The 13,398-nt window shown below is 69.1% G+C and carries 14 protein-coding genes, 2 tRNA genes and 1 riboswitch; of the genes, 9 read left to right on the top strand and 7 right to left on the bottom strand.

The window, feature by feature from the left end; all coding sequences use genetic code 11:
* The 6 genes from L1787_RS14140 to L1787_RS14165 all read left to right on the top strand — a co-directional run bounded on the left by L1787_RS14140 (position 1) and on the right by L1787_RS14165 (position 2,851).
* Positions 1-777, top strand: coding sequence for an SIR2 family NAD-dependent protein deacylase (locus tag L1787_RS14140; protein ID WP_235709488.1), 777 nt, complete (start codon positions 1-3; stop codon positions 775-777).
* Between the two features lie 223 nt (positions 778-1,000).
* Positions 1,001-1,513, top strand: a complete 513-nt coding sequence (locus L1787_RS14145; RefSeq protein WP_255720557.1) for a cold-shock protein — start codon at positions 1,001-1,003, stop codon at positions 1,511-1,513.
* A gap of 11 nt (positions 1,514-1,524) precedes the next feature.
* A complete protein-coding gene (locus L1787_RS26100; RefSeq protein WP_235709490.1) occupies positions 1,525-2,145 on the top strand; it encodes a DUF192 domain-containing protein in 621 nt (206 codons plus the stop codon).
* Positions 2,146-2,241: 96 nt separating this feature from the next.
* Positions 2,242-2,318 (top strand) — tRNA-Pro (locus L1787_RS14155).
* Between the two features lie 24 nt (positions 2,319-2,342).
* Positions 2,343-2,645 (top strand): ETC complex I subunit, encoded by a 303-nt coding sequence (locus L1787_RS14160; protein WP_235709491.1) that lies wholly within the window; start codon positions 2,343-2,345, stop codon positions 2,643-2,645.
* Positions 2,646-2,774: 129 nt separating this feature from the next.
* A tRNA-Arg gene (locus L1787_RS14165) sits at positions 2,775-2,851 on the top strand.
* A gap of 196 nt (positions 2,852-3,047) precedes the next feature.
* Here L1787_RS14165 and L1787_RS14170 read toward each other — a convergent pair.
* From L1787_RS14170 to L1787_RS14200, 7 genes are all read right to left on the bottom strand, one after another.
* Positions 3,048-3,632, bottom strand: coding sequence for an SAM-dependent methyltransferase (locus L1787_RS14170; protein ID WP_235709492.1), 585 nt, complete (start codon positions 3,630-3,632; stop codon positions 3,048-3,050).
* Complete coding sequence (locus L1787_RS14175) at positions 3,629-4,372, bottom strand: PIG-L deacetylase family protein (protein ID WP_235709493.1); 744 nt, start codon at positions 4,370-4,372, stop codon at positions 3,629-3,631. The genes L1787_RS14170 and L1787_RS14175 overlap by 4 nt, the downstream gene beginning before the upstream one ends.
* Positions 4,369-5,487 (bottom strand): acyl-CoA dehydrogenase family protein, encoded by a 1,119-nt coding sequence (locus L1787_RS14180; RefSeq protein WP_235709494.1) that lies wholly within the window; start codon positions 5,485-5,487, stop codon positions 4,369-4,371. The genes L1787_RS14175 and L1787_RS14180 overlap by 4 nt, the downstream gene beginning before the upstream one ends.
* Entirely contained in the window at positions 5,480-6,622 is a 1,143-nt protein-coding gene (locus L1787_RS14185; protein ID WP_235709495.1) for a glycosyltransferase family 2 protein, read from the bottom strand. The genes L1787_RS14180 and L1787_RS14185 overlap by 8 nt, the downstream gene beginning before the upstream one ends.
* A gap of 242 nt (positions 6,623-6,864) precedes the next feature.
* Entirely contained in the window at positions 6,865-8,256 is a 1,392-nt protein-coding gene (locus tag L1787_RS14190) for a PepSY-associated TM helix domain-containing protein (RefSeq protein WP_235709496.1), read from the bottom strand.
* Between the two features lie 183 nt (positions 8,257-8,439).
* Complete coding sequence (locus L1787_RS14195; protein WP_304523964.1) at positions 8,440-9,429, bottom strand: copper chaperone PCu(A)C domain-containing protein; 990 nt, start codon at positions 9,427-9,429, stop codon at positions 8,440-8,442.
* A 77-nt stretch (positions 9,430-9,506) separates the two neighbouring features.
* Positions 9,507-9,887: a hypothetical protein gene (locus L1787_RS14200; protein WP_235709497.1), complete on the bottom strand. Its 381-nt coding sequence runs from the start codon at positions 9,885-9,887 to the stop codon at positions 9,507-9,509.
* A 316-nt stretch (positions 9,888-10,203) separates the two neighbouring features.
* Positions 10,204-10,406, top strand: a riboswitch (cobalamin riboswitch).
* 154 nt (positions 10,407-10,560) lie between these two features.
* On the opposite strand from L1787_RS14200, the gene L1787_RS14205 reads away from it, so the two are divergent.
* From L1787_RS14205 to L1787_RS14215, 3 genes are read left to right on the top strand one after another with little or no spacing between them, the layout of a single operon-like run.
* On the top strand, positions 10,561-11,580 hold the full coding sequence (locus L1787_RS14205; protein WP_235709498.1) for an ABC transporter substrate-binding protein: 1,020 nt from the start codon (positions 10,561-10,563) through the stop codon (positions 11,578-11,580).
* A 24-nt stretch (positions 11,581-11,604) separates the two neighbouring features.
* Positions 11,605-12,630 (top strand): FecCD family ABC transporter permease, encoded by a 1,026-nt coding sequence (locus L1787_RS14210; RefSeq protein WP_235709499.1) that lies wholly within the window; start codon positions 11,605-11,607, stop codon positions 12,628-12,630.
* On the top strand, positions 12,627-13,391 hold the full coding sequence (locus L1787_RS14215; protein ID WP_235709500.1) for an ABC transporter ATP-binding protein: 765 nt from the start codon (positions 12,627-12,629) through the stop codon (positions 13,389-13,391). The genes L1787_RS14210 and L1787_RS14215 overlap by 4 nt, the downstream gene beginning before the upstream one ends.
* Positions 13,392-13,398: the final 7 nt, after the last annotated feature.

Below are 13,398 nucleotides of genomic sequence, written 5' to 3' on the forward strand. Positions count from 1 at the left end.
ATGACGCGACGGATCCTCAGTGAAACGACATCAGCCAGTGACGCGCTGCTCGACGCGCTGCGGTCGGCCGGCCGGGTCGTCGTCTTCACCGGGGCGGGAATCTCGACCGAATCCGGCATTCCCGACTTTCGCAGCACCGGCGGCATGTGGAGCCGGATGGAGCCGATCCTCTATGACGCGTTCCTGACCTCCGAGGACGCCCGCCTCACCGACTGGCAGCGCCGTTTCGACATGGCCGAGCGTTTCGCCGCCGCCGAGCCCAATGCGGCCCACCGGGTGATCGCGCGCCTTGCCCAAGAGGGAAAGGTGACGACCGTCGTCACCCAGAATATCGACGGTCTCCACGCCCGCGCGGGCGTTCCCCGCGACAAGCTGATCGAGATCCACGGCGCCGGCGACCACGCGCGCTGTCTCGATTGTGGCAAGCGCCATGAAATCGCCGAAGCCAAGCACGCCATCGAGACGACCGGCGCGGCGCCGCGCTGCGCCGATTGTGGCGGCCTCGTGAAGGCGGCGATCATCTCGTTCGGCGAGCCGATGCCGCAAGACGATCTCGAAGCGGCGATGCGGGCCGCGGTCGAGGCCGACCTCTTCCTGGCGCTCGGCACCTCGCTCGTCGTCTACCCCGCGGCCGCGCTGCCCCAGCTCGCGCGCGAGGCCGGAGCCCGCCTCGTCATCGCCTCGCGGGCGCCGACAGAGCAGGATCAAGACGCCGATTTCGTGGTGCGAACGCCGCTCGCGGCGACGTTTGCTGCGTTGGAACAGGTGAAAATTTGACGAAAATCCTGTGTCTCATCCGCAACACAGGGCGACGACGCTGCAATGGCCGTCGCCGAAAGAGTGAATCAATGGTAACGTCTGATTCACGAATGCGGTCCGTGGCAGTGTCATTGGTAAAGTGGCGGGTATAGTGGTGAGCGACGACAAAGCGGTTCGATTTTACGAAGACTATTCTGCCGACGACCGAGGCAGCGCACCAAACTTCGAGGGCCTCGAAGGACTGACAGAACTGTCCGGTCGCATCAAATGGTTCGATGTTGGTAAAGGCTACGGCTTCATCGTACCGGACGATGGTGGGGCCGACATTCTTCTGCATGTCACCTGTCTTCGCCGTGACGGATACCAGAGCGCTTACGAAGGCGCTCGCGTCGTCTGCGAATGCATGAACGGGCCGAAGGGCCTCCAGGCCTTCCGCATCCTGTCGATGGACGAGTCGAACGCGGCCCATCCCTCGCAGCTCCCCCCCTCGCGGGCCCACGTTCAAGTGACCCCCGAGGGCCCGGCCGAGCTCGCCCGCGTCAAGTGGTTCAACCGCTCCAAGGGTTACGGCTTCCTCACCCGCGGCGAGGGCACGTCCGACATTTTCGTCCATATGGAGACGCTGCGCCGGTTCGGCGTGACGGAGCTTCGGCCCAATCAGGTCGTCCGCGTCCGCTTCGGCAACGGGCCGAAGGGATTGATGGCAGCCGAGATCCTGCCGGAATCCGGGACGACCGTTCCGCAATCGCACTGAGCGAACGCGCAGTGCGCCGGGTCCGTCTCACCTGCGTGGCGCTCTTCGGCGCCGCGCCCGTCCTCGTCCGCGTGGCGCTGATCGGCGCCACGCCGTTCCTCTTCGGCCCGGCGAGTGGCGCTTGGGCCGCAGAACCTGCCGCCCCATCGGCCCCCGCCGCGCCCGCCGCCCCCGCCGCGCCGAGCACCCCGGCGCCTCCGGCCGCGACCGGCACGAACGCGGACGAAGCGGCCATTCCCGACAAAGCGAGCCTGCCGGCCGGCGAACTCCTCCTCCTCACCGAAGCGGGGCCGCATCGCTTCACCATCGAGATCGCCGATGATCCGGTCGAACGCGCCACCGGCCTCATGTACCGCGAGGAGATGGCCCGCGATCACGGGATGCTGTTCGATTTCGGCCGCGAAGGCCCGCGCGCCTTCTGGATGAAGAACACGCCCTTGCCGCTCGACATCATCTTCACGAAGGCCGACGGCACCGTCGTCTCGATAGCGCGGAACACCACCCCGTTCTCGACCGATTCGATCCCGTCAGAGGGTGACGCCCGCTTCGTCTTCGAGGTGAATGCCGGCGTCGCCGACGCGATCGGCCTTGCCGCCGGCGACCGCCTCCTCCATCGCCGCGTCACCGACTGAGCGCCGCCCTGTTCGGGGCCTGTGGCCGGCGGCGCGCCATGCGCTGCTGCCCGTTGCCCGGACGAGAACCAGCGTGTAGGAGATGTGGCGGCGAGTCGGGGCATAGCTCAGCCTGGTAGAGCACCGGTTTTGGGAACCGGGGGTCGTAAGTTCGAATCTTGCTGCCCCGACCATAGCGCCGCCGGTTGGAGACACGGATGCGAGCACGAATTTTCAAACCGTCACGGACCGCGATGCAATCCGGCAAGGGCCGTGCGCGTTGGCGGATCGAGTTCGAGGATCTCGGCCCGCTCGAGGTCGACCCGCTGATGGGGTGGACGAGCTCCGCCGACACCAAGCGCCAGATCCGGCTCGACTTTCCGACCCGCGAGGAGGCGATCGCCTACGCCGAACGGCATGGTTACGATTATCGCGTCGAAGAGGAAAAATCCTCGACCGAAAAGCGCATGGCCTATTCCGACAATTTCCGCGCCGACCGCGTCGCGCCCTGGACGCACTGATCCGCACGTCGCCCCGTGCGCCCCTTCGCGCCTAAGTCACAAGGCTCGTCCCAAGTCGCCGGGCCGAGCCCAAATCGGCAGGCCCAGCCCCGCCGGCGCCAGCCAGGACGGCCATGAGACGAGCGATCCGGCCCCGTAGCTCAGCTGGATAGAGCAACGGACTTCTAATCCGTAGGTCGTAGGTTCGAGTCCTACCGGGGTCGCCAGTCTTTTCAATGGGTTAGACGCGGTTACCGGGTTCGCCCCCACGAAGGCCGTCCCGCGCGGCCCATGCACTCAGCGTCCGCCCACGCCGTTTCGGCGCATAGCGCACGATCCCCGGCCGCGGAACGTTCGGCCGCACCCGAAATATTTCGTCCCGGAGACATTTCCGCATCGCGAGGCCGACCGCGCATGCGCCGGTCAACCCGGCGCTTGCCGCGCCGCCTCCGTGAGCCGGTCGATGCGGTAGAACGGCGTGCGCGTGTCGCGATACGCGGCGAGGCCGGCTTTGCGCGCCGCGTCGATGAAGCACTCGGCAGCCGCCTCGCCGGTGAGCGGCGTGTCCGTCTCGCCGAGCCAGTTGACGAGAACGATCTCGCCCTCCGGCGCGAGCCCGTCGACCGCGCTGCGGGCGCAGGCGGTGACCTCCTCGGCCGTCAGAAAATAAAGGACCTCCGACAGGACGATGAGATCGAACGTGCCCGGCGGCCAGCCCTCCGGCACCTCCGTCCGTACGAAGGCGACGCCCCGCCCCGCGCACCGCTCAGAGGCGGCGGCGAGCGCCACCGCGGACACGTCGACCGCGACGACACGGTCGCTGCGCAGCGCGAGTTCGACCGTCATCGCACCGATCGAGCAACCGATTTCGAGCGTCGCCCCATAATGAGGGCGCGACAAAGACCGCAGCGTCGCGGCGTATTTTTCCCGTTCATAAGGGCTCGTCAGCACCGACCACGGATCGTTGTCGCGCCCATGGAGCGCGTCGAAGACCGCAGCGCGGCTCATGCCGGCGCCACGAAGAATTCGGGCGCTTCCGCGAAATGGCGGGTGAGCGCCGGCGGCATCATGAAGCCGTTCGGATCATCGTCGATGAGGGGTGTGAGCTGGGAGCGGTAATGCGCCATCGCCGCCGCCTTCGCGGCAGCGTGCGGGCCCGGCGGGAACGGGCGGATCCGCGCCGGGTCGAGGTCGGCGCCCGCAGTGCCGAACCGGCCCCATACGGCATAGTCGAACCGCGTGACGGGACGCCGGGCCGCCGCCTCCACGGCATCGGCGATCGCGGCGGCGGCGACATGGTCGCCATGCGGGTCGCCGCGCCAGGTGCACCAGAGCGAGCCGAACCGCAGATCCGCCAGAGACGCCGCCGCTTCGGCCACATGCGCCGCAACGCCCGTATCCGGCAGTGCGAGCGCCATCACCTGGGGCGGCGCCGCGCCGACCGCAGCGGCGAGCGCTCCGAGCGCCTTGTCGAACTCCTCGCGGCGTAGCGCCTTCAGCACCTCGCGCGGATAGCGGCGCGAACGCGGATGGGAGCCTTCCCCGTCGGTGAGGCGAACGATCGTCACCCGCGTCTTTCGGGCAAGCGCGGCGACGAGCGCTGCACCGCAGCCGAGCGTTTCATCGTCCGGATGGGGCACTATGACGAGGAGGCCGTCACCGGGGCCGAGAAGATCAGCGATCGAAACCGCCGGACGTGTCGCCGCCCGGTCGAGGAATGCACCGGCGGCGGATGTCGGCACGCTCATCGCCTCTCTCTTTCGGGGCGTGCGCCCGCACCGTCAGGATCGTCAGCGACGAGGAACCGCGCGATGCGGGCGCGTTTGGCATCGGGCGCGGCCTGCCGCAAAAAGAGGGAGAGGTCGCGGCGGATCCGCTCGATGTCGCCATGCTCGAAGGCCATCATGCCGAGGCCGCGCTCCACCCGGTCGATGACGGTGAGGCACGCCTCTTCCGTCGCCTCCCGCGCCATCAGCGCATAGGCCGCCGCCCCCTCCGGGTCGGGGCACGTGCCCTCCGCCTCTACCCGCCGGGCCGCGCTTTCGATCCAGAGCCGCGCCGTCTCGCACGCCCGCGCCGCGTCGGAGATGCGCCGCTCCTGATGCGGATCGTTCGCCCGGCCGCGACGGCGCAGCGCCTGCACCAAGAGCCCATAGAGCGCCTCGGCACCGCCGAGATGGGCGGCGCAATAGCGCCAGACCCCGCCCTCGAATGCGGGTTCGCGCAAGAAATCACCGGGTTCGCCGATGCGCGCCTCTACCGCGACCGGCAGCCCCTCGAGGTCGTACGTTCCCGAGAGTGTCGCCCGCATCCCGGACTGGCGCCACGCGGCCGGGTCCGCCCGGGCCGGATCGTCCGCCGGCACGAGGACGAGTTGCGGCCCCTCTTGGTCCTCCATCGCCGCCGTCACCAGCGCGAGCGTGACGGAGCCGAGGCCGGAGGCGTAACGCTTGCCACCCGCGAGGACGAAGCGGTCCCCGTCCGCGCGCAGCCGCGCGGGGCTGGCCCCGTCCGCGCCCCATACGCCGAGGAGAGCGCCGGCGCGAACCGCCTCGAAGGCCGGCTCCCGCGCCTCTGAAGCGCCGTAGAGCGCGATGAGCTTTACCGCGTTGATGTGCCCCTCGACGAGGCGCGCGAGGGAAAGGTTCGCCGCGCCGAGCTCTCTGAGCAACGCAAGGCAAGCGAGCGCGCCATCCGGTGCGGTGCCGAGCCCGTCGCCGCCGTCGGCCATCGGCAGCGGCGCGCGCAAGATGCCGTGCGCGCGCAGGAGCGCGAGTTCCTCCGAGAGGTCGAGCCTCGTCTCCGCCGCACCGGCGCTTGCGGCGATGGTGTCGAACACGTCCGCTGGAAGGGCCTCAGTCATGAAGATGGGCCTTCGCGACAGCGAGACGGCGCGCCGGGGGCGCGAGGTCGAGGCGCGTTAAAAGCGTCTTCGCGTCCGCCAGCGCCTCGATCGCCTCAGAGAGACGCATCGCCGCCATGCCGCCACGCTCGACGCACCTGCCGCCGGCGGCGATCGCGCACACGCGCAACAGGAATGTCCGCAGCGGGACGAGGAGATCGTCGACGCGAGGATCGGCGTCGCGGCAGCGCTCGGCGATGGTCTCCGCCATGCCGTTCCGGGCTCGCACGTCGGTCCGCAACGAGGTTCTGACGGTGATGCTGCGCTCGACGGCGAGGGGAAGGCCGGCCGCGATGACGGCTTCGGTGAGGGCGCGATCCTCGTTGCGCCGCCCGATCGGAAGGCGCCCGACCGCGCGATAGGCCCGCGCCGAGATCGCCATGTTCGCACCGCCGGCCGCCAAGAGCAGCGGGCACGAGGTCGGTCCGACGAGGCGCTCCCAGATCGCCTGATAGGCCTCGCCGAGTGCGGCCTCCACCGCGCCGGCGCGGCGGACCTCGATCGGCAGCGCCGCCTCCTCGTCCCGGTCCACCTCGATCCCGGCGACGACGAATGCCGCCCCACCGTCGAGCCGGGCCGTTATCCGGACGATCCAGTCCGGAGGCACCGCGGTATCGGCGTCGGTGGACAGAAGTGCCGCATCCGCGCTGCCGACCGCTTCGGCGATGTCGAGCGCGAGGCGGCGGGCGATCGCGACGCCCTCGGCGGGGTGCTCGAACTGACACTCGCAGCACAGGACCGGCACCCCGGCGCTCGCCGCCCAGTCACGGACGATATCGCCCGAGGCGTCGGCGCTGTTGTTGATGATGAAGACCGCGCCGGCGGACGGGGCCGCGCGCAGAGCCGCCCCGAGCGCGGCGAGGGTCTGCGGCAGCAAGGCCGCCTCGTCGCGCACCGGCACGCACACGATCGCGCTGAGGCCGAGCCGCGGCGCGAACGCATGACATCGCCGGATCGTGACGCCCCCCTCATAGGGGAACGCCGCAAGGGCCGCGCGAACCCGTGGCAGATCGGCGAACCAGCGCGCGTCGTGCGGCCAATACGGATCGGGGGACTGGACCGCGCGCAACGGCGGCAGGGGAACGTCTAACAGCATTGGCCTCCGACCAAACTGGCGGAAACCTGACCGCGCCAGGCTCTGACCCTGAACGATCGCCACGGCCATGTCGTTCAACAGAGTTAAATGCGCCATTTCTCTTTTGGGGCGCCGACGGAAAACCGTCTCGAAGAGGAAAAATTAGGTACCAGGCTCTCGAAATTCTTGCCCCGATGCCAACACAGCGGATTGCGGCGGCACCATCCACGGCCCCGCCGCGCCCGTCTCCGTTGCGCGAACGCCTAGACCTCGCCTCCCTCCGTGCGTGCGGATCGCGGGCGCATCAACGGCTGGATCACGAGGAGATCGACGAGCACCATCACGATGAGCGACACGCCGACGAGGGGAAAGACGATCCCGCCGATCGCGAGGATCGCGACCAGCCCATAGAGCACCTGCGGACGGGCCGGCATCGGTGGAACGCCGAGGCTCAGCGCCGGACGACGCGACCACCACATCACAGCCGCCGAGACCGACATCAGGACGATGGCAAGACAGGCGCCGAGCAGGACGAGCTGATTCAGAAGGCCGAACGCCTGCCCCATATGAATGCCGACGCCCCACTCCGCCGCCGCCCCCAACGCCCCGAGATCGGCAAGACCCATGTCGAACAAGACGTCGCCGCTATATTGGTCGAGGTGGATGACGCGCTCGTCCCGCACATCGTCCGGATAGACCGAGGCGGTGAAGACCCCCTCCGCGCCGCGCGGCATGTTGAGCGCATAGCCCGGATGAATGCCCCGCGCCTCAACGGTCGCGACGATGCGGTCGAGGCCGACCGGCACCCCCTCGCCTGTCGATGTCGGCATCGGCTGCTTTTCGAGGATCCAGGGCGCCCGGTCGAGCGCCTCGGCCGTCGGTATGGTCGAGGTCGGCGCGTTCCCCGCATAGCCCTCGGGGAGGCCAAGCCCCATCTTAGCGCTGAGATCATAGAACTGGCTGCCCCAAAAGCCCGACCATGGGAGGCCGGAGAGCGCCAGGAACGCGATGAAGCCGGCCGTGTAGATGCCCGTGACGGCATGGATGTCACGCCAGAGCGGCCGGCCCCTCTTCGCCTTGACGCGAAACGCTGCGGCTCGGTGATTGCGCGGCCACCAGAGATAAATTCCCGTCACCACGAGAACGATCGCCCAGCCCGCGACCGCCTCGATGATCCGGTTGCCCCACCAGCCGGCGATCTCGAGACTGTGGAGCTTGCGGACCGTCCACATCAGCGGCGAACCGGCCGCGCCGCCGTCCCACACGCTGCCGAGGACGAGGCCCGTATAGGGGTCGACGGAGACGGCGTCCCTTCGCCCGTCTGACCCCGCGATGGAGAATTGCGCGGCGCGGTCGGGCGCCGTCGGCGGCCGGTACGCGTGCAGCGTTCCGGGATGAGCTTGGAGCGCGCGGGCGGCGAGCGCCGAGGCGGGAAGGCGTGGCTCGCTTACGACCTCGACGCGGGTCAGATCGCGATAGACGAGATCGTTGATCTCGTCCTTGAAGAGATAGAGCGCGCCGGTGAGCGCGAGAAGGATCATGAAGGGAAGCACGAGAAGCCCGGCATAAAAATGCCAGCGCCAGACGGCGCGATAAAGGTCGATCCCGGTGCGCGAGGCGGACGCTGTCCGCTCGCCTGCGGTGATATGGGTCATGATAACAGGGTTCCTGCGGCAGCGTCGGAACGCGCCGTGTGAAGACGGGATCGTGAGGGCGCACGCCGGCGAGCGATGCCGCAGCGCCGCGCGATCGGCGGCGCGGCGCGGGGGCTCGGGACCGGCGCGCATCGGTGGCGCGCCGGCACGATCAGTGGCGCGCCAGGCGCGAGCGGGAGCGGATCAGTGGTGCGCGTGGCCGCCGGTGGGCTTGTTCGCCCCCATCGGCGCGACGGCGAGGTCCACCGTGATCGTCCCGGCGTTTTCGAACTCCAGGGTGATCGGCACGGTGTCCCCGGCGCGCGGGGCCTCCGTCAGTCCCATCATCATGATATGGTAGCCGCCCGGTGCGAGCTCGACCGCCGCGCCCGCCGGGATCATCAGCCCCCCGTCGACGGCGCGCATCGTCATCGTGCCGTCGTTGACCGCCATCTCGTGCACCTCCACCGTGGACGCGAACGGCACAGAGGCGGCGAGGAGTCTGTCGTCCGCGGTGCCGTCATTGGTGATCGTCATGTAGCCGCCGGCAACGTCCGCGCCGGGGGGTGGCTGCCGCATCCACGGCGTACCGATGGTGAGGTCGCCCGCCGCGTGCTCCGCCGGCGCGGAGGCGCCATGGCCCGCACCATGACCGTGACCGGCGCTCTCGGCGGCACCCGCGATCCGCAGCAACGGGGCGGGATGGGCAAGGTCGTGCGGATCGGCGCCCGGCGCGGCGATCTCGGTCCATGCGGCCTCCCCGTCGGGGCAGGTCTGGACCACCTTGAAGGCGAGCGTGTCGCCGGGGCTGACATCGGTGATGCGGCCGCGGAAGACGAACTCGTCATAATGGGCGTCGGGAAGATCGCCGCCGGACCACGTGATCCCGGTGACGCTGCCCGCCGGATGGCCCGGCGCCACGCCGCCTTCGGCATCCTCGCCCGACGCCGTCGTCAGCGTCCAGCCGGCCTTCGGCATCGGTTTCACGTCGACGAAGCCGTCCGGCATCGTGACGGTGACGGCGTTGGTCGGCTGGCCGTCGCATCCGTGGGGGATGCGCAGCACCGCTTTATAAGTGGCGTTGGCGGGGGCTTCGCCGACTTCGAGGGTGACGTGGGCGGACGCGGCGCCGGCGGCGAGGGTGACGGTGGCGAGCACCATCGTTCCGCAGATCATGCGGTGGATATCGAACATCATAAGCTCCTGAATTGAACGGCCGAAGATGATCGGGCGCGAACGGATCACGCCCGTGGACATCGATGCGGGTCGGTTCAGGAGACGGGGGGCGCGCGGATCCGGGCCGAGCCTGCGAGCCGTTCGGCGCGAATCCGCTCGGTGAGTGGCGCGATCGTGCCTTGCGGCGCCTGCGGGCAGGCCTCAGAGGCCATCCCTCCCGGCGGAAGGAGCGCGACGGCCGCCGAGAAGCAGCAGGTCTGGAAATGCCGGTCGCTCGACGTGTCGTCACCGTCGACCGCATAGGGGCCTGCCCCGTAGCAGAAGACGCCCGCGACGGACCCGCCCGAGAAGGCTGCGACCGGAAGGAGGAGATTGGAGACGAGGAGGATGGCCGAGAGCGCGACCAGGGGCTGCCGCAAGGCGCGAAGCCGTTGCGCCGCGGTCATCCGCTCAGCCTTTTGGATCGTTCGGCGCATTCGGATTTCGCCATCGTCGTCGTGATCGCATTTTTACTCGGCAGGCGCGGCGATGTCATGAAAATCTCCCGAGCCCTCATGCGACACGTCGCCTTTTGGCCCCTTGTGCGATGCCTTCCGGGGGCCGGGCGCGTCGCTCTTCATGAGCGGGACGGCATTCTGAACCGTTTCAATCGTGCAAGGCTGGTGTCGAGGGCGTTCGCGCCGCGAACCGAAATGGGCGGATCACACGCGCTCGCCCTGCGACGCCGATGGGATGAAAATGGTGGCGAGCGGCCGCGCCAAGGCGGCGGCGAGTTGACTTGGTTTCGCGCCGATGCATTGTGCCAGCGTCGGTTCTCCGAGAGGAGATCAAAAGGGAATCCGCCGGAAGAAGCCTCTTCCGAACCGGAACTGCCCCCGCAACTGTAGGCGGCGAGCCTTGCCCCGTGATCACCACTGACCCCGCCGGGGTTCGGGAAGGTGGGGCGAGCGTGATGACCCGTCAGTCAGGAGACCTGCCGACATTGACGCGTCACACCGGGCGGGGTCGCCCCGGGGAGGATGGATGATGCCGAGCGGCAATAGCGGGCGACACGGTCCGCCGACGGCCGTGCACGTCGGGTGCGCGGCAGCCGGAAACCCGGGTGCCATTCACGCCTGGATCGCACCTTTCGGGAAAGGCATCACCCTCATGAACCACCCTCTGCACCGCCTCGCGCTCGCCGCCTGCACGGCGCTCGTCGCGGTCTCGTCGGCCCACGCGACCGACTATCCCCTCACCATCGTCAATTGCGGGGTCGAGCTGCGCTTCGATGCGCCGCCCGAGCGGGTCGTCACGGTCGGCCAATCGGCGACCGAATCGCTCTATTCGCTCGGCGTCGGCGACACGGTCGTCGGCACGTCGGTGTGGTTCAACGCGGTGCTCCCGGACTATGCCGAGCTCGACGCGACGATCGAGCGCCTCGCCGAGAATGATCCGAGCTTCGAGAGCATCGTCAACAAGCGCCCCGATCTCGTCGCCGTCCAATATGAGTGGCATGTCGGACCGCAAGGCATCGTCGCAACGCGCGATCAGTTCCACGAACTCGGCATCGCCACCTACGTGATGCCCGCCGATTGCGACACCAAGGACAACACGACCGGCGGCGACGGCACCCGCACCGCCGCGTTCTCGACGGACGCCGTCTATAAGGGCCTCACCGAGCTCGCGGCGATCTTCGACGCCGAGGATGCCGGCGACGCGCTGGTCTCCGACTTGAAGGCGCGCGAGAGCGCGGCGATCGCGAAGGCCGAAGGGCTCGGCCTTCCGGGCGACACGTCGGCGGTCTTCTGGTTCTCCTCCCCCGACAGCCAGATCGATCCCTATGTCGCCGGCCGGAAGGGGGCGCCAGGCTACATGATGGACAAGCTCGGCATCCACAATGTCATCGAATCGGACGAAGAGTGGCCGACCGTCGGATGGGAATCGATCGCCCGCGCGGATCCGACGATCATCGTCGTCGCGGAAATGGACCGTCGCCGCTATCCTGCCGACGATATCGAGGTGAAGATGGATTTCCTCAAGACGGATCCGGTCGCGAGAGAGATGACCGCCGTCCGCAATGGACGCATCGTCGTCATGGACGCGCACGCGATGAGCGCCACCCTGCGGTCGATCCTCGGGCTCGAAACCGTCGCCGACGCGCTCGCCACGCTCGACCTTCCCCGATGATCGAGGCCGCGAGGCGCGTGATGCATGAATAAAGCGTGGCACTGGGGGTGGATCGCCCCCCCGGTGCTGCTGGTCGCGCTGGTCGCGGGGGCATCGATCGGGGAGACGGCGATCCCGGCGCAGACGGTGCTGTCGGTGCTCGCCAACAAGCTGTTCGGCACCGCGATCCCCGTTGACCGGATCGATGCCGGCATCATCTGGAATTACCGCCTCAGCCGGGCTCTGATCGCGGCCTGTTGCGGTGCGGGGCTCGCGCTGTCGGGTGTCGTCCTCCAGGCACTTTTGCGCAACGCTCTCGCGGATCCTTATCTCCTCGGGATCTCGGCCGGGGCCTCCACCGGCGCCGTCGCGGTGACGGTGGCGGGGCTCGGCGGAGGTCTCGTCTCGCTCTCGGCGGGGGCTTTCGTCGGAGCGTGCGCGGCCTTCGTCCTTGTCGTCGCGCTCGCCCAGGCGGCGGGCGGCGGGACCGGGGCGCGCGCGGCCGGCGTCATCATCCTCGCCGGGATCGCCGGATCGCAGCTCTTCAATGCGCTGACGGCGTTCGTCATCGCGAAATCCGCGAACGCCGAGCAGGCGCGCGGCATCATGTTCTGGCTCCTCGGCAACTTGTCGGGCGTGCGGTGGCCCGATGCGTGGCTCGCCGTGCCCGCCGCCGTCCTGGCGCTCACCGTGTGCGTCCTCCATATCCGCGCGCTCGACGCCTTCACCTTCGGCTCGGACAGCGCCGCCTCGCTCGGCATCGCGGTGCGCCGCTGTCAGGCGGTCCTCATCGGGGTGACGGCACTCGTGACGGCGGTCATGGTCTCGTTGGTGGGGTCGATCGGCTTTGTCGGCCTCGTCATCCCGCATGCGATGCGCTTCCTCGTCGGCGTCCGGCATGGCCGCCTCATTCCGGCATCGGCGCTCGCGGGCGCGGTCTTCCTGATCGCCTCCGACATCATCTCGCGCATCGTCATCCCCGGCCAGGTGCTGCCGATCGGTGTCATCACCGCCCTCATCGGCGCCCCCGCCTTCGCCCTCATCCTCGTCCGGGGACGGTCCGGCCGATGAAGATCGCGGCGGAGGGGGTCGGCTGGCAGGTCGGCGGGACGACGATCGTCGACGGGGTGACGTTCGACGTGAGCCCCGGCGAGATGTTCGGCCTCGTCGGCCCCAACGGGTCGGGAAAATCGACGCTTCTGAAGATGCTCGCCGGGATCCGCCCGCCGAGCGCCGGCCGCATCGCGCTCGCCGACGCGCCCCTCGAAACGCTGTCCCGCCGGCGCATCGCGCAGACGGTCGCCTTCGTCGAGCAGTTCGCCGATACGGTCGACCGCATCACCGTGCGCGATGCGGTGGAGCTCGGGCGCACGCCGTGGCTCTCGGCGCTCGCGCCCTGGTCGGCCCGTGACGAGGCGGCGGTGTCGGACGCCCTCGCCTCGGTCGACATGACCCGGTTCGCCGCGCGAAGTTGGCACACCCTGTCGGGCGGCGAGCGCCAACGCGTCCACATCGCGCGCGCCCTCGCCCAGCATCCGGCGATCCTCGTGCTCGACGAGCCGACCAACCACCTCGACATCCACCACCAGCTCTCGATCCTGACGCTGATCCGGCGGTTGCGGGTGACGACCATCGTCGCCCTCCACGACCTCAATCAGGCCATGAATTGCGACCGGGTGGGGATCATGGACCAGGGCCGCCTCGTCGCCGTCGGCACGCCCCATGAGGTGCTGACCGCCGATCGCATCGAGGCGACCTTCGCGATCCGCACCACGATCTGCATCGATCCGTCCGACGGCACGCGCCTGCTACGCTTCCACAACGCCACCTGAGAGGCGG

The organism is Acuticoccus kalidii (assembly GCF_021556395.1).
Classification (GTDB): Bacteria; Pseudomonadota; Alphaproteobacteria; order Rhizobiales; family Amorphaceae; genus Acuticoccus; species Acuticoccus kalidii.

Bases quoted from the DNA above. Each gene is read 5' to 3' on its own strand.
- L1787_RS14140 (WP_235709488.1), top strand. From the start codon at position 1: ATGACGCGACGGATCCTCAGTGAAACGACATCAGCCAGTGACGCGCTG.
- L1787_RS14160 (WP_235709491.1), top strand. From the start codon at position 2,343: ATGCGAGCACGAATTTTCAAACCGTCACGGACCGCGATGCAATCCGGC.
- L1787_RS14170 (WP_235709492.1), bottom strand. From the start codon at position 3,632: ATGAGCCGCGCTGCGGTCTTCGACGCGCTCCATGGGCGCGACAACGAT.
- L1787_RS14175 (WP_235709493.1), bottom strand. From the start codon at position 4,372: ATGAGCGTGCCGACATCCGCCGCCGGTGCATTCCTCGACCGGGCGGCG.
- L1787_RS14180 (WP_235709494.1), bottom strand. From the start codon at position 5,487: ATGACTGAGGCCCTTCCAGCGGACGTGTTCGACACCATCGCCGCAAGC.
- L1787_RS14185 (WP_235709495.1), bottom strand. From the start codon at position 6,622: ATGCTGTTAGACGTTCCCCTGCCGCCGTTGCGCGCGGTCCAGTCCCCC.
- L1787_RS14190 (WP_235709496.1), bottom strand. From the start codon at position 8,256: ATGACCCATATCACCGCAGGCGAGCGGACAGCGTCCGCCTCGCGCACC.
- L1787_RS14195 (WP_304523964.1), bottom strand. From the start codon at position 9,429: ATGTTCGATATCCACCGCATGATCTGCGGAACGATGGTGCTCGCCACC.
- L1787_RS14200 (WP_235709497.1), bottom strand. From the start codon at position 9,887: ATGCGCCGAACGATCCAAAAGGCTGAGCGGATGACCGCGGCGCAACGG.
- L1787_RS14205 (WP_235709498.1), top strand. From the start codon at position 10,561: ATGAACCACCCTCTGCACCGCCTCGCGCTCGCCGCCTGCACGGCGCTC.
- L1787_RS14210 (WP_235709499.1), top strand. From the start codon at position 11,605: ATGAATAAAGCGTGGCACTGGGGGTGGATCGCCCCCCCGGTGCTGCTG.
- L1787_RS14215 (WP_235709500.1), top strand. From the start codon at position 12,627: ATGAAGATCGCGGCGGAGGGGGTCGGCTGGCAGGTCGGCGGGACGACG.